Genomic DNA, 17,804 nt, shown 5'->3' with positions numbered 1-17,804 from the left:
TGATACATAATGATAATTTTGTCTTTCATGCACTATTGCATAGTATCATTGTACTGCAGAAAAAAATTCATTCCATTATCACCAATTATTACACGTTTGTAATCTTCAATATCTCCTCAACTGTTAAATCGTTGCTGTATTTTTTATCAAAACTTTCCCAGACCGAAAGCATCTTTCTATACATGCCCAACACTGGCCAGTGTGTATTATAGTCAGGATATTTCTCGTTATCCCAAAGTTCTTTGTATCGATTCATATCATGCATAAAGAATCTTGCATAGGTCATGTAGCTCGTTTCGTTATTGCCATCGAATCCTTTGAATTTCAATTTTTCCACTTCAATTTTTTGTTTTTCTTCACCATCTAAATTTTGATAAGAAAAAATTCAATATCTATAAATATAAAATACGCCTTCCGCTTTCGCTGAATAATCAGTCATCGCTATCTTTATAAGCTAGTCCTACTGTATCGGCATTACTTTCAGCCAGGTCGTTTAAAATCATTAACTCTATACGGATTTGGTTCCGCATTAGTTAATTGTTTGCTTGCAGCTGAAAAGCATGCATTTAGTCTAATATGAAAAGAGGATCACTTAAAAGTAATCGTCTCTTAGATGTTTATTCTATTACCACAAATATACTTTTTTCTAATTAATCATAAAATTAAACAAATATATTTGCTATATTATATTTAAGATTATTTTAAGGAGGGGTGTCTATGGTTAAAGAATATAAAGGGCATAAATTTAAAAGTGGTAAATTTGTTACTCCATTTAATGAGCTATTAACACAATTAGGTAAAGAGGAACAATGGTATTTAGGAAGATTACCTGAGTATATGTGGTTAGCTTTAATTTTTCATTCTCATCCTCGAGAAAAAGCAATAATTTTAACTCAAGATATCTTACAAGAATTAAATAAAATTTCACCTGATACAATTATACAACCTAAAGTTTCATATATTCTTCAATTAAGTGAAGAAAAACAACAAGATTTCTATAAATTCTTATTAAGTAAAATAGATAAAAGCGTTTTAAGTCCTCTGACCATAATTATTACTTATTCAATTAGCCGCCCTTTTTCAAAATACTTTTCAATTAAGGATGAAAGTATAGAGGAAAAAATAAGTAAATTAGAATATATATTACAAACGTTTTCAAGTCAACATTCAGAACAGACAACGGACATTAGATATCTAGTTTTCTATTTTATTCAATTAAAAAATAAAATAGTTATGTCCCAGGATCAAAGTAAATTAATCAATCAATATCCAAATTTAACTCACGATAATCATTTAATGGCAATGATTAGACCGATGGTAAGAAACTTAGAAATGATGTCTTCAAACTTTGAGGAAAATCCTAATATTACATATCTAGAACTATTTTGGGAGAGGATGAGTGAATTGACGGATTGTGAATTATTTACTGTTCAATTTGAAATAGAAGACGCTTTAGATAAAAAAACAGCTTTAGAAAATTGTAATAAAGAGCTTAAATACTTCACCGACCTTTTTCATACAGTTTCTCCCCTAGATCAAAAAATGTTGGTCTTATTAGGGTTAACAACATTTTCCTATAAACGCTTTTTAGAATTAGTTGAGCATGATCTTTATAATACAATCACTGGTCGAAGTATTATTAGATCCCTAATTGAGAATTATATAATGATGAAATATTTGATCTTAAGGGAGTCAGAGAAGCCGAATATATGGGAAGAATATCAATATTATGGTTTAGGTCAATTCAAGCTTATTACTGAGAGATATGAGGATACTGGAGATATATTTCCAAATAGTCACGTTGAATATAAATATCTAAGTTTACTTGTGGAAGAATACAAAATGAGAGATTTTGTTGATATGGATTTGAATTATTTTGATCGTCATAATATAAAAACTAAAGCTGAAATGGTTGGTGAATCAAATCTATATAAACATTTATATGATTACGATTCTATTTATGAACATGGCTTATGGGGAGCTATTAGAGAGAGTAGTTTATTAAAATGTAATACAGCTAGTCATCAGTTTCATTGCGTTCCAGATATAGAAAATCAGCAGCAACTTAAAAGTGTATGGCATGATTGTCGACTACTAATGCAAGAAACACTAAATATATTAAAGAAACTATACGGTTACCCATCTCATCTAGAGGTGAAAATAAATGACAAAAACTAAATTTCAAGAAGAACTTATACATATTCAAAATGAATATAAAACTTTATTAAAAAGGGGACTAAATGAATGGGAAGACGAATATTTTGTTGAATTTATTGAAGAAGTAAATCTCTTTTGGAAACAAAATGAGCCTGTATTGTTAAATATCTATAATTATGAATTTCCTCAAATAGATACAGTTTTCCTTACAGCAGTTACAAAGATTGACCTAGAATATATGCAGCATTATTCAATGAAAATAACTGGAAGTATTTGTTTGATAGACGACCCCTTAATTAGTTATTTAAATCTTTTGAACCGAGAAATACCTAAAAGTATGAGAGAAAAACTTGCATCCGTTGCCCAGGCTAATATAAATGAATCTTTAAGGCTAATTGATAATTGCCCTAATGACTTTTTTATTTTACCTATTCGAACAATAATACCAATTGATATAATTACGAAAGCTTCAAAGCAATTTTTTGTATCACTTTTTAATAATATATCGGATACTGAAGATTACTTTAAAAAGATTAAAACTTTCAATGATATTGAACAGAATTTAAAAGATGTAGTAAAGACATGGGTATTATTTGGTTGGAATGATAATGGGTATCGCAATGGCAGTTTAAAAGAGAGATTTGATGATTTTGTGAAGGCAGAATATATAGGTAACAAAAATAGTACAGCTGGTGAAATATTTTTCGTTTCACAGATAGGGTATATATCACAATCAATGAATATTTTATTTACTATGATGGAACTTAATTTTGTCCCTTATGTACGTGGAATTGTGCCTTTTAGATATCTAACAATTCTATATACCAGTCTCAAAGAAAGTTTGAATTTAAACTTAGATATTCAAATGGTCCGAACTAGTATTAGCTACTTTTTTGAGAGAGTCTTTGATTATAATTTAGTTTCAGAAATTTCCTACAACGAATATATAAAAAAGATAAATGGTTTAAGTTTGTACAAATATGTTGAGGATGCTTTATCACTCATTAACAAAGAGTTGGATGAAATAAGTCTTAGACAGATAAATTTAACAGTCGAACAGTTTTATAAAAATGAATTTTTAGTATGTTTAAAATAGCCGTTAATCATATTTTCGGCTATTTTTTTATGATTAATTATTTACCGTAATACTTCTCCTTATGATCCTTAACGATAGGTTGCGTTAGCATAGATATAATTGTTGGTAGTAATAATCTACTACGCATTAAGCAAATAAAGATTTCCTTATTCCACATTATTCTTTTATTTATATATTAACCAAGATAGATTTTATCACATGACAAAGGCACCCATCGCTGAGTGCCTAATAATTATAAAGTTATTCTAAGAAGAAAAATCAAAATAATTTCTCTTCAACAATCTAGGTAGTTCCGTTAATTCCTTAAAACTTATCGTATTGCTGATTATCCTTGTATCCACTAAAAACAATTGATCTTCAATTTCCTTTGTTACGTTTTCAGTCTGGTACACCATGTCACATTCTCTACAATTAACGGCAGGTGTTGATGTAATCTCAATCGCCCTCGAACTATCAGGCAACTCCCAATAAACCGTTCCTTCCCCGTTGATTGCTTTTCCGCCGCACCATTCACAGTTTATATCCATATTCACACTCCCTATTCACTGGCTTTTGAGCTTTCCTTAAGGAACTTCCTGGCTATCCACTGATTTGTTTTGTTGTGCCAGAAATTTCTTTTCCTTCAGCTCATCGCGCTTCTCACGTTTATCTTTTAAAGAAGAATGTGTTGAATCCTCTTGATATTTCTTTCTACGATTTAAACGGTTAAGGTCTTCTGTGACTGCTAGAATAAAGTGAACAGTTTCCGCTAAATAAAAATGAACACTTATTTACTACAGAGAGTCTTGGCTATATCATAGATTATTAGCTTCTTAGATATAGGCAGGAGGAAATGAAGGGTGGATAAGTTTGAAATGTATATAGAGATTAGAGGACTGATCAATCAGAAGTACAGCGTTTCAGCTATTGCAAGGAAAATGAAAATATCAAGAAACACTGTGTATAAGTACTTACAGAAGACACCTGATGAAATGGCAGAATGGACGGCAGCTACTATGGCTAGAACGAAAAAATTAGATATACATAAAGAGTTGATATTAAATTGGTTGAGGGAATATCCAGACATGACGGCAGCCCAAGTATATGATTGGCTGAAAGAAAAATTTCCTACTTTCAAAGTTGGAGAAAGTACAGTAAGGAATTATGTAAAAGATATTCGGGCAGAGTTTTCAATCCCTAAAGAGGTTAACAAACGGGAATATGAAGCCATTCCTGATCCACCAATGGGTGAACAAATACAAGCAGATTTCGGTTTCGTGACTGTAAGAAACAAAGCTGGTAAGCCAGTCAAACTCATGTTCATCGTATTTGTGCTAGCGCATTCGAGGTTTAAGTATGTTTGGTTTCAAAATAGGCCATTTACGACTAAGGACGTAGTAGAGGCACATAAAAAAGCGTTCATTGCTTTTAGCGGAGTTTCCAAAGAAATTGTGTACGACCAGGATCGGCTACTGGTAGTAGCAGAAAATGAAGGAGATATTCTTCTTACCGAGGAATTTCAGCAGTTTGTCAACGAGGTGGAGTTTAAAGTAGTTTTATGCCGAAAGGCAGACCCTGAAAGTAAGGGCAGAGTAGAAAACGTAGTAGGCTTCGTCAAGAAGAACTTCGTTCAACACAGAATCTATCACAATATTGACTCCTGGAACGAGCAATGCCAGCACTGGTTGGATAGGACAGGCAATGGAAAAGTTCATAATGGAACAAAAAGAAGACCCGCCGATGTGTTTCTCCTGGAAAAGCAACACATGAGACAGGTCAACCTTTTAAAACAAAACATTAAATCAAGTATAACAAGAAGTGTAAGGAAGGACAACACAGTGTTGTTTCATTCGAACCGTTATACAGTACCACTAGGCACTTTCCATAAATACCCCGAAGTGCAATTAAAGCCTAGTAAGGAAAACAAACTAATCATTTTTGTTAAAGATACTGGAGAGATTTTAGCAGTTCATTCAATCAGCCAGGATAAAGGTCAGTTGATCCGTAATACTTCCCATCAACGGGATCGATCCAAGGGACTTACAGAATTAAAAGATTCTATAAGCAGCCACTTCACCGATCCTGAGAGAGCAAAGATGTATATTCAGGAGCTACAAAGAAAATATCCTAGATATGTTCGTGACCAGCTAAGCATCATAAAAAAGTGCATAGATGTGAGTGCTGTCGACGTTTTAGATGATTCCCTAGTGTTATGTATGGAGAGGAATCTATATAGTGCTAATGATTTCCGAGATGTAGTCCAGTTATTAAAACGCCAACGCCAAGTGAACATGAACAGTCCAAGTGCTATCGCTGAATACCAATCAACATCTGCCGATGTGGAGACATTGCCATTACTAAGCGCAGAAGCGAAACACCGTCCACTTAACCAATATGTCGCAATTATGGAGGGAATCAAATGAAACAGCTTCAGCAGCTTCAGGATGCCCTAGTATCCCTCCGTCTTTCGGAGGCTTCAAAAGAGCTTCCGGCTCTACTGGCCAAAGCCGAAAAGGAACAAGTCAGCTACCTTTCCTTCCTTCAAACTTTGGTGGATCATGAACGGGAAAAACGAGATGAAAAGAACATGGAAAAAAGGCTTAAGCTGGCCTCTTTTCCATGTATTACTCCTTTAGTGATTACAGCCACCCAAATGTACCACCTCTGCCATTGTTTTTACCAGAGAGTGACAAGAAATTTACCACTAATCGACAACTTAATTACCACCTAAAACCTTCCGTATAATTAGTGAGCATATCTACAGATATGACACTTTATATGGGAGGTTTTTTTATGATCCATTATCGTAAGATATTGGAATTATATGACGAGGGAATTAGTCTAAGGGGCATTGCCGCCAGTACTGGTCACTCTCGGCAGAAAGTAACTGAAATCATTGAATTGGCTGGAAAGAAAGGATTGGAATGCCCGCTAGAGGAGGAAATGGACGATAGATGGATTGAGGATTTTCTTTTTCCTGAAAAGACCATGGAAGGCTCCGGCAGACAGCCTCTTGATTTTGAGTACATTCACAAAGAGTTAGCTAAACCGAATGTTACTCTGTCTCTTTTGCATCATGAATACGAAGCACGTAGCCGTGCGAATAACACGATTCCTTACTCCTATCGGAGTTTTGTACGGTATTACAGTAATTATGCTCAAAAGTACAAGGCGACAATGCGTATTCGAAGAAAACCAGGCGAAATAATGGAGGTTGATTGGGCTGGGTCCACACTTTTCATTATTGATAGAGATACTGGGGAAAAAGTGAAGGCGTATGTATTTGTCGCTACATTACCGTGCAGTCAGTTTTCCTATGCGGAAGCAACGCTTTCAATGGATCGGCATTCCTGGATTAACGCACATATACATGCGTATGAATATTTTGGCGGCGTAACTCAGATACTGGTTTCGGATAATCTGAAAACCGGTGTAACGAAGCACACTTCTAGGGAACTTGTGTTGAATCCTACGTACAAGGAAATGGTAAATCATTACAATACAATCATTATGCCAGCACGTGTGCGCAGCCCTAAAGATAAAGCGAGTGTTGAAGGCTCTGTTGGTACGATTTCAACATGGATTATAGCAGCACTGAGGAATACGCATTGTTTTAGCATCGAAGAATTAAATGTGGAATTACGTAAGAAACTTGAGGAATATAACCAGCGTCCTTTTACCAGAAAAGAAGGATGCCGTTTTTCTGCTTTTGAGGAAGAGGAGAAATTTGCGCTTTCCCTCTCCCAGCCACGCCTTACAAAATATCTGAATGGAGAACGGCGAAAGTAAAGCCTGATTACCACATATCTGTAGACAGTATGTTTTACTCCGTGCCATACGAATATATTAATCAGGATGTGGATGTGAAGCTTACCGATGATATGGTTGTAGTCTATTTTAAGCACATGTGGCTAACTTCACACAAACGATTATATGGGAGATTCGGTCAGCCATCAACCCTTCCGGAGCATATGCCCGATAATCATAAGTTATATGTAGAGCACACGCCCGAAGTAGCGATTGAGTGGTAAGCAGCATTGGCTCCTCCACTACTATTGTCGTTCAATACCTTTTAGACTCCTATCAGTCTGAAAGACAGGCACTGCAATCTATCTTTTCTTTAAAGAAAATGGAGCAGCGTTACACCAAATATGAGATAGAACTGGCATGTAAAATGGTGTTATCCATGACAGGAAGACCGACGGTCAAAAGCATCCAGACAATATTGAAAAGCAACAAGAAAAAAGACGCTGAACAAGAAATAAATAAAAATACAGAGGTAAGCGAGACCAATTTTGGCTTCACACGTGGGGCTTCTTATTATGGAGGAAAAGAGTAATGTTAAATGAGCATATGTTATCCAAACTACAAGAAATGAATTTAGGAGGTATGGCCGAAGCATTTAGAGAACAATCCTTAAACAGAGAATACCAATCTATGAGTTTTGAAGATCGTTTTTCCTTGCTTGTCGACCTGGAATATTCGCGTCGGAAAAGCAATCATCTAAATCGTTTAATTAAAAACGCCACATTTTCAGACTCAAAAGCCTGCATTGAGGATATTGAATACCATGAGGATCGAAGACTTAAGAAGGAACTCATTTTGAAATTGGCCAGCGGCCTTTATATCCAAGATCATCATAACATCATTTTAAAAGGTCCCACTGGCTCCGGAAAAACCTACATGGCGTGTGCATTGGGTGTTTCCGCTTGCCGTCAGCAGTATAAAGTGAAGTATGTCCGGCTCCCAGAATTACTGGATGAACTGTCTCTGGCTAAATTGGCTGCCGACGGCAGCTATCGAAAGCTAATAAAAAAATACACAAAAACAGATGTACTCATTCTTGACGAGTGGTTACTTTCGGATCTTTCAAAAGATGAAGCAAATATCCTGTTGGAGATTACAGAAGCCCGGCACAAAACTGCTTCCACCATATATTGTTCCCAAATTGATCCGAGCGGTTGGCATATCAAATTGGGTAACGGAACGATGGCAGAAGCAATTTTGGATCGCATTGTTCATGACTCTTACCAACTACTTTTGGATGGGGATATTTCCATGCGGGAACGTCATGGATTGGGTATAGAGGTGTAGGATGAGGGAGTTATTAACGGTTCGGGAAGCCACCGAAATCTTACAATCTTGCGGAATAGAATGTCAGTTTCATGAAGTAAAGAAATGGGCTATAGAGGGGAAAATAAAAGCGAAGCATGAAAATAGAGTTTACAGAATCGGTCTTGATGATGTTTATGATTTCCTCGAAATACTTTGGAAAGGCAGCTCATACGAGATTGGAATAAATGATGAAACAAAGATAAGTAGGCTCATTCAGGAGAACAAAGAGATTAAGGATAGAATTATACAGCTAGAGAAGGAAAACAAAATACTAAGACAAAAGTTATCCTCGTTAAAATAAAGCTTTCAAAATTAATGGAATACCCCTGCCACTGGTCAAATAGGCAGGGGTATTCTATTGAAATGTGTATGGTAAAGAGCTTGGCATTTGGTGGTAAATTTTCTGTCATTGAGTGGTAAAAAAGATGGCACGGGTGGTAAATTCTTATGGCCGTAATCATTTAGAAACGTTTAACTTGGAAGAGCAAGAGTCATTGAGCCGAAAGGAATTCAACCAACTGAAGGAATTAGCATGGGTTGAACAGCTTTTCAACGTAATACTATTGGGACCGCCAGGTGTTGGTAAAACTCACTTAGCAGTCGGTTTAGGGTTGGAGGCCATTCAAAAGGGCTATAAGGTTTCATTTATTTCCATGGGGGGAATTGGTTCACACCTTAAAAACGCTGGACATAACGCGGAAATCGCAAACCAGGATAAAAAGGATTAAGGATTCACATTTAGTTATCATTGACGACTTAATGTACGCAGCAATGGATCCAAGGAAAGCCAACCTCTTCTTTCAGCTGGTCAACGATTTATATAACCATTCCTCGATTATTCTAACGTCTAACAGATCTCCAAAGGAATGGACAGAACTGCTTGGAGATGTAGGAGTAGCAACAGCTATTTTAGACAGATTAATTCATCGGGCTGAGATAGTAAGCTTCGTAGACGATAGTCATAGAATGAAGAACAGACAAAGAATTTTTATTGGAGAAAGTGTTCAAAAATAATCAGCGAAATTGTTCATTTTAACTTGACGCTCACATCTTCTGGGATAAGGTTGAATTTACTTTCGTTCATAACTGCAGCTATACCTACATTAGATTTATACTTATCATAATCATTGTAGATTCCATTGAAATAGTCATCCGCTCGGCCGGGTACGTAATTCTCCGGTTCAGGATATGACGTAATCACTCGTTCAAAATTTCGCAGCACCACTTTTTCTGTACTTTGTGAAATTAGATAATTTGGTTGTAAGGCAATCTTTCCTCCTCCACCTGGAGCATCGCAAACGAAGGTAGGGACGGCGTTTTTTAAAGTAAGTATGAAATCCCCAAAAAATCAGATCTTGATATGGCTTTGGATTGCATAGTATCGTTGTATTGCGAAGCAAATGACTATATTTTTTTTCGTCTTTCTTCTTCAACATAAGCACCCGTTTGTTTAAGTGCATTGTTTCACAATGCACCTTAAAACAAGGACCCAATTAAGGTCCTTGTATATGAAAACACACTAGTGAATTAGGCAGTAACTCATCAGTCAGAAGTTTTAATTAAATTCCCTTCGGAATCGAATTTAGACCAGCCATCTTCTAGACTTGGATAATGCATACCTTTTTCAATTGAACTCCCACCACTCATAGTAGGCGATTCATATACTATAAGTAAAACGCTATTAGTATTTTTATCGTACTCATACTCATATATTAGATTTGGTTCCTCAGCAAATTTATAAACAATCATCCACCTTCCTGTCTTAAAGTCTCTTGATGACCTCTTTTGGTATTCTTGCTCCAAATCTACTTTCTGAGCTTGCATATATGTATCAATTCTATCTTCTGCTATATTTTTATAACCAGGAAAATTCACATACCAAACAATAAAACAGACTAAAAAAATCACAATTGCAGTAATCCCAACAAACACTTTTTTCTTCACAAGAATCACCCTTAGTGTAATATTACACTAATTGTAGCATAAGAAATTATTAAACACTACCATAAAAATCCTTTTTTCATCATCCTGCTTCGTTTTTACAAAAAGGAATTCCACAAAAAAAGCGTTATTCCCTTCCTGGATCAACTAAACCGATTAAATCATTATTGTTGAAAAAATCGTTCTACTTTAGTATTGTCACTTATGTTTTCGTGCATAAAATCCCTTAATTCTTCCTCACTTTTATATTCACTAAAGTCTGTTCTGTACCATTCTAATAATTTTTCTCGAGAAACATTATATTCATTATCGTCAAACTTAATGGTAACCCAATCTACATTTTTAATTAGTGCAAAAATGAAGGTAGCATTATGGATTGCAGTTTCTTTTAAACTTAAATCGAACTCTACTTGTTCAATGTTGCCGTAATTTAAGATTTGAGTTCAAAGCTTGTCAATACTTCATTATAAGGTAATTGATTTAAAACTTTTCCTACTGAATTATTGTCTCCGACATATGAACCCTGATATTGATATAAATTTTCGTTATTTTTAGCTGCCAAGCAGCAACTAATCAATAAGATTAGTGATAATATGACCACCTGAAAAGCAATCTTCATTTATTGACCACCTTGCCCCTGTATAATTTCAACTTATAATTACGCTCGGTAATAAAATATTTTTCAGTTTTATTAAACTGCCCCAATAGAGTTCAATAAGGAATTCAACAAAAAAGTGCTTAATTCTTCCTGGATCAACGCACCTTATAGTTTAAGTAGAATTCTTCACATAGTCCAAATCTTACTTAAAAATAAATGTTTTATAATCTCCAGTATCAGAGGAGAATTTTATTATGTTTCCATCCGTAGGTATCCCTTCGAAAAAAGCCCCAATACAACCTGTGGTACATCTGTGACCAGATATAAGAATATTTAGTTCTTGCTTTCCATATTGATTTTCTAATTCTTTCATAAAACTAAACACTCTTTTAACAAAACTATTAGGTTGTTCTACCCCTTTATAGGCAGAAGAATCAGGTATATGACCAGACATCTTTACTTCGCTAATATGTAATCTGTCGGCTTCACCCAAATCAAATACATTCAACCTATCATCCAAAACAGCAGTTTTTCCAGTAACAATTTCTGCTGTTTGTACGGCTCTCTCTTGTGGGGAAGAAAATACAAAGTCAAAATCTATATTCTGTAATTTCTCTTTCAAGGCCTTTGCTTGTTTTATTCCGTACTCATTTAATGGTAAACCCTTTCTTCCCTGCATTTTACGTTCTTTATTTAAGTCTGTTTGTCCATGTCTAATTACATATATCATGTTAAATACCACCTCATTAAATATATCTAATGACTCCCTAATTGAATAATCCTGCATCTTATGTTTAATAAGAAATTTCTATAAAAACAGCGTTAATCCTTCTGGATCAACGCCCAATTAGCTCAACAAACTCCTTTAAACTCTATCTATGCTTTTCTAAACTTTTAGTAAGTCTTATTAACCAATATAAGAATATCCAAGGAAGAATAAATTTTATGGTCCATTCTACCACATTTGGTATCACATATGAAGAGTTGATACCAGCTAGTTCAAGAATTAACCAAAGTGCCAATATAATGCCGATACCCATAATTACATTTTTCTTCATATCAATCCCCTCCCACCACCATTATTTTTCCATATAAAACCAAACATACTTATTGAACATTACTGCCTCGTATGTTCAATAATAAATTTATGCCGATTTGAGAGAAATTGAAAAAGTGCATTACCTTTTTATGAGATAACGCACTTTAGATACTATATTCGTTGGCACGTTAGTCCTTTTGGTCAAACATTTTAAAATAGTGAATAGGTCGAATGTCTATTCTCCACCCTAAATGTTCACCAACTTCTATTTTTGTAGTTGGATGTGATGAAGCAATGCGAATAGCTTCTTCTATGGCATCTGCCTCTATGATAAAAACGCTGCCTACCACTTCTTTAGTTGTGGTAAATGGGCTGTTAATTACCTGGACGCTCCCGCCTACCCGCTGCAAAGATTTCACTTCTGAATCAGTACCTACATCCATTATTACTTGACCACTACTGTAAAGATTTTCGAGATGCGGTTGACATTGGCTCATTAAAGTTTCAATTTCAGCCTGAGGGAGGGATTCCATTTTCTCTTGATTAAAATAACCAATACAGAGATATTTCATTTTCAACCAACTCCTTTTTCATCTGAAAATCTAAAAAATGTATACTAACAAATTAATATTCAACAATCCTTTATAAAAATCCTTCTTCAACATTACTGCTCCGTTTGTTGAATAAGGAATTCAACAAAAAAGGACGTAAATCCTGCTGGATCAACTCTACCCGTTAGTTGAAAAAGGGGGTATTTCATTGATTTTCAGGTGAAGTTTAAATTCCTTATAAATCTATTCAATCTTTTCATTAGGTTTGAGTTTAGGGTTACTACCAATGCATTATATTAAAACCTTTAGTAATTTGTTTAGATTGCAAATGTCTTTAAATATTAATTCCGATTTCAAATCGTACCTTTTTTTATAAATGTTAATGGTCACGTTATTTTCATCGAGTAAGTTAAATTCCCATCTGTATTCAATAGTTTGCACCAGCTATGCAACCTATTAGATTACAAAACCCTTATATATTAAAATTTCCACTAATCCCCTTTCTATATCTCCTAATAGGGCTTTTCTCCACGTAAGGTTCGAGTAGTATTTTTTGAAAAACCAACTAAAAAAATCTACACCCTTTCCCCCCTTGGACTCCAAAATTCGGCAGGTTTGGGCTTGTCACCAAGCCGAACATATCCAAAAACGATTAAGTAATTCGGCTTGCTCTGGCCATTGTACCTACCGAACCGCCTGTGATGCCGTTCCAGGACCAACTCTCTCTGGCTCCCTTTAAAAAGTAAAAAGGACGCTGAGAAGCGCCCTCAATGCCTGAATTAATTAATCTTCAATGTACAATCGGACAGTATCCGAGGTAACTTTGCCTTTCATCTCTAAAAAAGATCTCGGCATAAACACTATCCACATATTGTTCAACATCAAGATTTGGACACATCAAAAAAGCATGTGTCTTAAAATCAACCCAAAGGTTGGTAGTTTTGTGTAAAATCCGCTAGCCAAAAATATAATGTCGTTGCAAAGAAAAAATAAAAAGGAAAGATAGTATGTGAATTATAGCAATTAATACGCTTGGTGTATATTTATTTTCTCTCTTTTACTGTTCTGAATCTAAATGTTCAATTTGTAGTAACTTTGTGGATTTTCCGCTTATCTCTGGTTGAGTACCTTGAGATTCCCATGTTACATTTACAAAATACTCTTTTTCATCCTCAATTAAGTTATAGACCCTTTCATCCTCAATGGTTATATAAAATTCTTGAAAAGGTGTATTAACATTTCTTGCTTTTACACCAAAACCTGAAAATCTATCATTATCTTTATATCGTTCAATTACTTGAATGTTCATAGTAGCCGAATGGTTAAAATCAGTAACTTCGTTTCTCTCGTTTTTTTTATCTGTATTCCAAAAATATACCAAAGCAAGTACTAATAAAAGAATGATGATACTTACACTTCTAATGATTGGCCTCATAAATTTCTACCTCTCGTTGCATATTTTTGGAACTTATTATAATATACTTTATTTCACTTATGAATTATATAGTTTATATTAATTTACAAAAATAGGTATAAAGTAGTTTCCTCTTTCTTACAAAAAATGATATAAATTTACATATAAGGGGGATGTTTTACAAATTATACAATTAGAGTGGAGGACAAAAAATGCGATACGTAGTCAGAACATGTTTATTAATTTTACTGGTAAGCCTAACAGGTATGTACACCACAAGTTCGGTTGATGCAGCGAAAATTAATAATAAAACTATCAATGAAGTAAATGCGCAGCTATTAGAGTTAGGTTATCCGAAAAGACTACTAGATAGGTTACCAATTGAAGAAAAATTGGATATCGTAAATGGTGACGAAATTGCAGAGTTTGTAGGAGCTAAAACAACTTATTTTGGTTTAGATAATGAAGTGTTATATGTAGATGATTATTCAGAACCTTTCTCGCCAGTACTTCCTGAAGGAACTATTAATAGTATGACTGTTAGCCAATATGCAAGTAGACTGGTAGATACAAGTTACAGAGATCGTTTTGAACTCCGAACTACACATCAATGGACAATCTCTCCAGTTTGGAGAAGAACAGATATGGTGGGTTATGCGTGGGATGGGAATAAGTTTAACTTGGTTCCTGGTACACACTACATTTCTGTTGGGGGTAACGGCATTAACGGTGCAGCAACTTATTCTAGTAAAAACTTATATAACTCAAGCTTTACAGGAGCTGGTTGGTCATTTCCGATGCCTACTTCCGGTGATCGCCCAGTGGCAATGACTAAAATTCAAATCCAAGAAGTTTCTCCAATATCTGGGTCCTCTCAATTTCATAGTTTATACGTACACACTAAAGATTCAAGTGGAACAATCGGATTGAATTATGGGATATTTAACGTAAGTTTTACAGGAAATATTAGTAATGATCAAAGAGCAGAAGTGGTAAATTTCAACCACTAAAATACTTTCCCCCTAGAAAAGAAAAAGCTGTACTCTCATTTAAGAGAATACGGCTTTTTCTTAATGCATGATGTGTTATTTTTTCGCTCTGAACACAATTTCAAGACTTCTTTTATTCAATCTCTTTTTAACCAACCTCTCAACAGTAGCAGCTTGTTCATTAATCCCGTTGGAAGGATAGTAACGTTGCCTGGCTGTCTCGAAGATTTCGTCGATCTCATCAAGAATTAATTTTCTCCAAAATCTTTAATAAACACGATTTGTCCATTGGAAATTCTCTTTCTTTGGATTTTGCCATCTCATCATTAGAATAACCAGAATTGTTTTTTAAGCAGCAAATGATCGCTCTATATAATTCTTAAAACATACTAAAAGCGGCCCTAATGAATACAGCCGATGAGCTTGCGAATGATTACACGCAGCTGAGTTGCCCCGATATGAGCAATGCTATCAGGGCTGGTGAAGCGCTTTTGCTTGTCCTGCTCCTACAATTTCTCAAGATGCTGGCGGCGGTTCGACTGTTTTCTCCGACTCCTTCTTCAACTAACCTTTGCTTCGTTAGTTCAATAAGGAATTCAACAAAAAAGGCAGTTAATCCTTCTGGATCGACACACCTGTTAGCTCAATTAGCATTTCATTACATCTTACTTTTCTTGAACAACGATATTTGTAATTTCGTTTTCTTCAATAGATAGAATACCACCTATATCGTAAAGGAAATATTTTATCTCATCGTAACGTTTACTTTTCCTTATAGTCTCAAATGTAAAAGTTAAGACATTATCTCTTACCTCTGCTTCCAATAATTTAAATGCCTTTATTCGTCTGTCTTCTCCCCAAGTCCATTGCTTGGCAAAATTCTTAAAACCATCAATCCAATATTCATCTAAAAATTCTTTAGCTGTAACAATTAAAACAAAGTTCTTACCTTTCTTATTTTCAAAGGGAGTGTAGAAGTTCAATACTTTTGTATATTCGAAATCTTCATCAGTAAAATAATCAAAATTGTCTTTTGTCATTTTAAACACCACCTAATGTAAAATAAAGTCGCTTAGCATCTTAAACTATCTTGCTCCGATAGTTCAATAAAATTTAGATTCCTTTAAGACTTGAAACCACTAGATTTCCAAATCTTTGAATATCTTTAACATAGTCAAACTCAGCATTTTCATTCGTATACAAACTATTGTACATCCTCACAGCAACAACGTTTAATTTTGGAATAACTGTACACGAACATCCTGAAGCACCTAGTATTTGATACGATCCTACTGGTAAGCTTGAACCTAATTCCTGTAAATCATATGAAGTACCAACACTTTTTATCCACCAAAGAAAACCAAACTTAGGAAGTTCTTTAGGTAGAGTTTCTGGGCTTTGTATTGTTGAAACAAGTTCAAAGATTTTATAAGGTAAGATTTCTTTTCCATCCATCATGCCTTTATTCAAATGTAAATTCCCCCAAAAAGCCAACTCCCTAGCACTTACATATAAATTTCTTTCATCTCCGATATTTGACCCAAGCCTTAGTGTAGGGTAACTATCAGGTGAACTTATGTCACAAACTAAATTATTTTTGCCTTCTGTTACCCACTCGGTATATCTCCATTTTAGTGGTTTAAATACTCTTTCTGTAAGTATTTCGTTGACTGTCTTACCAGTTGCTTTATATAATATTCGAGCTAACAGATCAGGTCTTTTTCCTTCAATATTGGTTCCTAAATCAAAGCTACGAACAACTTGATTATCTTTTATCTTCAGACCAGTACAGCGAGTTAATAAATGTCTAAGAGTTGTCTCGCCAAGAATTTGTTTATCGAGTTCAGGTAAATAACTACTAATCTTATCTTCTAAAGATAAGTAACCGTCAAATATAGCAATTGCCAGGGATAAACCAACATAGGTCACTCTTGTGGAATATACGTTGAACTGTGATTCCATGTCTATAGCTCTTGCTCCCTTTCCAAAATGGTGAGTGCCTGAATACCACTCATGAACTATTTTATTTTCTTTCATAATTACTAAGGCTGATCCTGTTGCGTGCATATCTTGCTTTATGCTTTCTGTATAATCCGTTATATCTTCGAAAGTTTTCAGTTTTGTTACTGCCATATGAATAGGTAGTCTCCCTTATGATTAGTTAATTGACTTTATATCGCATATCTTTGTTTTCTAATTACCTACTTCAACAAAAAAGTGCTTAATCCTTCCTGGATCAACGCACCTGTTAGCTGAATATCAAATATATATTAATTTAATGGGGATTCAATCTTTTCATTTAATGCCTCTGCTTGGCTCATAAAAGAATCCATATTGGCACTTATAGTAATATTTAATCCTAATCCAACTTCACGAAGTGTTTTCCGTAAGTCTTCAAAGTTCTGTTTATCCTCTTCAGTTAAATCAACAAAACTATATAATTTATCATTAGGATATTGATTTAATTTGGAATACAAGTTTTCAAGGATTTCCTTGTCACTTTTAGAGAGCGTTCCTAACTGCTTTCCAGTAGTCATTCCAAGCCAAATTCCGTTAGTTACATCCCCTAATTCAGTTGTAACCAGGTTAGGTTCAGGCCAATTATTATCCATCTGGTTAGCAATCAAGCCTTCCAATTCTACTAAATTATTTTGGACTTCTGTAACAAGAACTTGCTCCTTTACGAAGTTAATCTTTATAATTCCCCAAGCTACAATTGCGACGAGTAGTATATTCAAACCTATTGAAAATCTGAAAAGTAGCTTCTTTTTTTTACTCAATTTTATTCCCCCTTTACCCAAGATGATTTTACCATAAAAACCCATAACCCTTATTAAAGTATTCTGCTTCTTTAGTTTAATATGGAATTCAATAAAATAGTGCATTAATCCTTCCTGGAACAAGCACCCATTTTTGTTTAAGGAT

The 17,804-nt window shown here is 34.7% G+C and carries 21 protein-coding genes and 2 pseudogenes; 11 read left to right on the top strand and 12 right to left on the bottom strand.

Going from position 1 to position 17,804, the window contains the following annotated elements; genetic code table 11:
• Positions 1 to 88: 88 nt before the first annotated feature.
• Positions 89 to 385, bottom strand: coding sequence for a YfbU family protein (locus tag LC048_RS07560; protein ID WP_102263235.1), 297 nt, complete (start codon positions 383 to 385; stop codon positions 89 to 91).
• Between the two features lie 332 nt (positions 386 to 717).
• Here LC048_RS07560 and LC048_RS07555 point away from each other — a divergent pair, with 332 nt between their 5' ends.
• Both LC048_RS07555 and LC048_RS07550 read left to right on the top strand, forming a co-directional pair.
• Positions 718 to 2,178 carry a DUF5677 domain-containing protein gene (locus tag LC048_RS07555; RefSeq protein ID WP_102263236.1) on the top strand — a complete coding sequence of 487 codons (1,461 nt, stop codon included), beginning with the start codon at positions 718 to 720 and terminating at the stop codon, positions 2,176 to 2,178.
• Positions 2,165 to 3,253, top strand: a complete 1,089-nt coding sequence (locus LC048_RS07550) for a hypothetical protein (protein ID WP_102263237.1) — start codon at positions 2,165 to 2,167, stop codon at positions 3,251 to 3,253. The genes LC048_RS07555 and LC048_RS07550 overlap by 14 nt, the downstream gene beginning before the upstream one ends.
• A 245-nt stretch (positions 3,254 to 3,498) precedes the next feature.
• Here the strand turns inward: LC048_RS07550 and LC048_RS07545 are convergent, their stop codons facing one another.
• Positions 3,499 to 3,780, bottom strand: a complete 282-nt coding sequence (locus tag LC048_RS07545; protein WP_102263238.1) for a YokU family protein — start codon at positions 3,778 to 3,780, stop codon at positions 3,499 to 3,501.
• A 312-nt stretch (positions 3,781 to 4,092) separates the two neighbouring features.
• Here LC048_RS07545 and istA (LC048_RS07540) point away from each other — a divergent pair, with 312 nt between their 5' ends.
• From istA (LC048_RS07540) to LC048_RS25255, 8 genes and pseudogenes are all read left to right on the top strand, one after another.
• Positions 4,093 to 5,655: an IS21 family transposase gene (gene istA, locus LC048_RS07540; protein WP_306049881.1), complete on the top strand. Its 1,563-nt coding sequence runs from the start codon at positions 4,093 to 4,095 to the stop codon at positions 5,653 to 5,655.
• The gene (locus tag LC048_RS07535) at positions 5,652 to 5,963 is read left to right on the top strand and encodes an ATP-binding protein (protein ID WP_306049880.1); all 312 of its coding nucleotides are present in this window, start codon (positions 5,652 to 5,654) and stop codon (positions 5,961 to 5,963) included. Before istA (LC048_RS07540) ends, LC048_RS07535 begins: the two co-directional genes overlap by 4 nt.
• 62 nt (positions 5,964 to 6,025) lie before the next feature.
• Positions 6,026 to 7,021 carry an IS21 family transposase gene (gene istA / locus LC048_RS24970; RefSeq protein ID WP_371932011.1) on the top strand — a complete coding sequence of 332 codons (996 nt, stop codon included), beginning with the start codon at positions 6,026 to 6,028 and terminating at the stop codon, positions 7,019 to 7,021.
• Positions 6,958 to 7,263 carry a Mu transposase domain-containing protein gene (locus tag LC048_RS24965; protein ID WP_371932050.1) on the top strand — a complete coding sequence of 102 codons (306 nt, stop codon included), beginning with the start codon at positions 6,958 to 6,960 and terminating at the stop codon, positions 7,261 to 7,263. Before istA (LC048_RS24970) ends, LC048_RS24965 begins: the two co-directional genes overlap by 64 nt.
• Positions 7,257 to 7,571: a hypothetical protein gene (locus tag LC048_RS24960; RefSeq protein WP_371932010.1), complete on the top strand. Its 315-nt coding sequence runs from the start codon at positions 7,257 to 7,259 to the stop codon at positions 7,569 to 7,571. Before LC048_RS24965 ends, LC048_RS24960 begins: the two co-directional genes overlap by 7 nt.
• The gene (istB, locus tag LC048_RS07525) at positions 7,571 to 8,326 is read left to right on the top strand and encodes an IS21-like element helper ATPase IstB (protein ID WP_226607960.1); all 756 of its coding nucleotides are present in this window, start codon (positions 7,571 to 7,573) and stop codon (positions 8,324 to 8,326) included. Before LC048_RS24960 ends, istB begins: the two co-directional genes overlap by 1 nt.
• Position 8,327: 1 nt before the next feature.
• The gene (locus tag LC048_RS07520) at positions 8,328 to 8,648 is read left to right on the top strand and encodes a hypothetical protein (RefSeq protein WP_226607958.1); all 321 of its coding nucleotides are present in this window, start codon (positions 8,328 to 8,330) and stop codon (positions 8,646 to 8,648) included.
• Positions 8,649 to 8,808: 160 nt separating this feature from the next.
• A pseudogene (locus LC048_RS25255) lies at positions 8,809 to 9,361 on the top strand (ATP-binding protein); the annotation flags it as partial.
• A gap of 31 nt (positions 9,362 to 9,392) precedes the next feature.
• Here LC048_RS25255 and LC048_RS07510 read toward each other — a convergent pair.
• The 7 genes and pseudogenes from LC048_RS07510 to LC048_RS07480 form a co-directional block, all read right to left on the bottom strand.
• Positions 9,393 to 9,662: pseudogene (locus LC048_RS07510) on the bottom strand (lysine 2,3-aminomutase); the annotation flags it as partial.
• Positions 9,663 to 9,889: 227 nt separating this feature from the next.
• Positions 9,890 to 10,291, bottom strand: coding sequence for a DUF3139 domain-containing protein (locus LC048_RS07505; RefSeq protein WP_226607768.1), 402 nt, complete (start codon positions 10,289 to 10,291; stop codon positions 9,890 to 9,892).
• Positions 10,292 to 10,718: 427 nt separating this feature from the next.
• Entirely contained in the window at positions 10,719 to 10,907 is a 189-nt protein-coding gene (locus LC048_RS07500; RefSeq protein ID WP_226607766.1) for a DUF4825 domain-containing protein, read from the bottom strand.
• Positions 10,908 to 11,088: 181 nt separating this feature from the next.
• Positions 11,089 to 11,616: a histidine phosphatase family protein gene (locus LC048_RS07495; protein WP_226607763.1), complete on the bottom strand. Its 528-nt coding sequence runs from the start codon at positions 11,614 to 11,616 to the stop codon at positions 11,089 to 11,091.
• A 142-nt stretch (positions 11,617 to 11,758) separates the two neighbouring features.
• Entirely contained in the window at positions 11,759 to 11,944 is a 186-nt protein-coding gene (locus tag LC048_RS07490) for a hypothetical protein (RefSeq protein ID WP_226607760.1), read from the bottom strand.
• Between the two features lie 169 nt (positions 11,945 to 12,113).
• Complete coding sequence (locus tag LC048_RS07485; RefSeq protein WP_226607758.1) at positions 12,114 to 12,497, bottom strand: YciI family protein; 384 nt, start codon at positions 12,495 to 12,497, stop codon at positions 12,114 to 12,116.
• Positions 12,498 to 13,533: 1,036 nt separating this feature from the next.
• Positions 13,534 to 13,911, bottom strand: a complete 378-nt coding sequence (locus LC048_RS07480; protein WP_102263254.1) for a hypothetical protein — start codon at positions 13,909 to 13,911, stop codon at positions 13,534 to 13,536.
• 191 nt (positions 13,912 to 14,102) lie between these two features.
• Here LC048_RS07480 and LC048_RS07475 point away from each other — a divergent pair, with 191 nt between their 5' ends.
• On the top strand, positions 14,103 to 14,900 hold the full coding sequence (locus tag LC048_RS07475) for a hypothetical protein (RefSeq protein ID WP_102263255.1): 798 nt from the start codon (positions 14,103 to 14,105) through the stop codon (positions 14,898 to 14,900).
• 644 nt (positions 14,901 to 15,544) lie between these two features.
• On the opposite strand, the gene LC048_RS07470 is transcribed toward LC048_RS07475, so the two are convergent.
• The 3 genes from LC048_RS07470 to LC048_RS07460 all read right to left on the bottom strand — a co-directional run bounded on the left by LC048_RS07470 (position 15,545) and on the right by LC048_RS07460 (position 17,764).
• Positions 15,545 to 15,919: a hypothetical protein gene (locus LC048_RS07470; RefSeq protein ID WP_102263256.1), complete on the bottom strand. Its 375-nt coding sequence runs from the start codon at positions 15,917 to 15,919 to the stop codon at positions 15,545 to 15,547.
• 73 nt (positions 15,920 to 15,992) lie between these two features.
• The gene (locus LC048_RS07465; RefSeq protein ID WP_102263257.1) at positions 15,993 to 17,012 is read right to left on the bottom strand and encodes a serine hydrolase domain-containing protein; all 1,020 of its coding nucleotides are present in this window, start codon (positions 17,010 to 17,012) and stop codon (positions 15,993 to 15,995) included.
• Positions 17,013 to 17,149: 137 nt separating this feature from the next.
• Entirely contained in the window at positions 17,150 to 17,764 is a 615-nt protein-coding gene (locus LC048_RS07460) for a hypothetical protein (protein WP_226607755.1), read from the bottom strand.
• Between the last annotated feature and the right edge of the window lie 40 nt (positions 17,765 to 17,804).

It is taken from the genome of Mesobacillus subterraneus (assembly GCF_020524355.2).
In the GTDB taxonomy this organism is placed as follows: Bacteria; Bacillota; Bacilli; order Bacillales; family Cytobacillaceae; genus Mesobacillus; species Mesobacillus subterraneus_C.
The sequence above is the reverse complement of the archived record's forward strand: the minus strand, read 5'-3'. Positions and strand labels throughout refer to the sequence as shown.

Excerpts from the sequence above, each read along its gene's own strand:
- istB (WP_226607960.1), top strand. The coding sequence starts at position 7,571 with ATGTTAAATGAGCATATGTTATCCAAACTACAAGAAATGAATTTAGGA.
- LC048_RS07465 (WP_102263257.1), bottom strand. The coding sequence starts at position 17,012 with ATGGCAGTAACAAAACTGAAAACTTTCGAAGATATAACGGATTATACA.
- LC048_RS07475 (WP_102263255.1), top strand. The coding sequence starts at position 14,103 with ATGCGATACGTAGTCAGAACATGTTTATTAATTTTACTGGTAAGCCTA.
- LC048_RS07550 (WP_102263237.1), top strand. The coding sequence starts at position 2,165 with ATGACAAAAACTAAATTTCAAGAAGAACTTATACATATTCAAAATGAA.
- LC048_RS07495 (WP_226607763.1), bottom strand. The coding sequence starts at position 11,616 with ATGATATATGTAATTAGACATGGACAAACAGACTTAAATAAAGAACGT.
- LC048_RS07480 (WP_102263254.1), bottom strand. The coding sequence starts at position 13,911 with ATGAGGCCAATCATTAGAAGTGTAAGTATCATCATTCTTTTATTAGTA.
- istA (WP_371932011.1), top strand. The coding sequence starts at position 6,026 with ATGATCCATTATCGTAAGATATTGGAATTATATGACGAGGGAATTAGT.
- LC048_RS07555 (WP_102263236.1), top strand. The coding sequence starts at position 718 with ATGGTTAAAGAATATAAAGGGCATAAATTTAAAAGTGGTAAATTTGTT.
- LC048_RS07545 (WP_102263238.1), bottom strand. The coding sequence starts at position 3,780 with ATGGATATAAACTGTGAATGGTGCGGCGGAAAAGCAATCAACGGGGAA.
- LC048_RS07500 (WP_226607766.1), bottom strand. The coding sequence starts at position 10,907 with ATGAAGATTGCTTTTCAGGTGGTCATATTATCACTAATCTTATTGATT.
- LC048_RS07490 (WP_226607760.1), bottom strand. The coding sequence starts at position 11,944 with ATGAAGAAAAATGTAATTATGGGTATCGGCATTATATTGGCACTTTGG.
- LC048_RS07535 (WP_306049880.1), top strand. The coding sequence starts at position 5,652 with ATGAAACAGCTTCAGCAGCTTCAGGATGCCCTAGTATCCCTCCGTCTT.
- LC048_RS07460 (WP_226607755.1), bottom strand. The coding sequence starts at position 17,764 with ATGCACTATTTTATTGAATTCCATATTAAACTAAAGAAGCAGAATACT.
- LC048_RS07470 (WP_102263256.1), bottom strand. The coding sequence starts at position 15,919 with ATGACAAAAGACAATTTTGATTATTTTACTGATGAAGATTTCGAATAT.
- LC048_RS07485 (WP_226607758.1), bottom strand. The coding sequence starts at position 12,497 with ATGAAATATCTCTGTATTGGTTATTTTAATCAAGAGAAAATGGAATCC.
- LC048_RS07520 (WP_226607958.1), top strand. The coding sequence starts at position 8,328 with ATGAGGGAGTTATTAACGGTTCGGGAAGCCACCGAAATCTTACAATCT.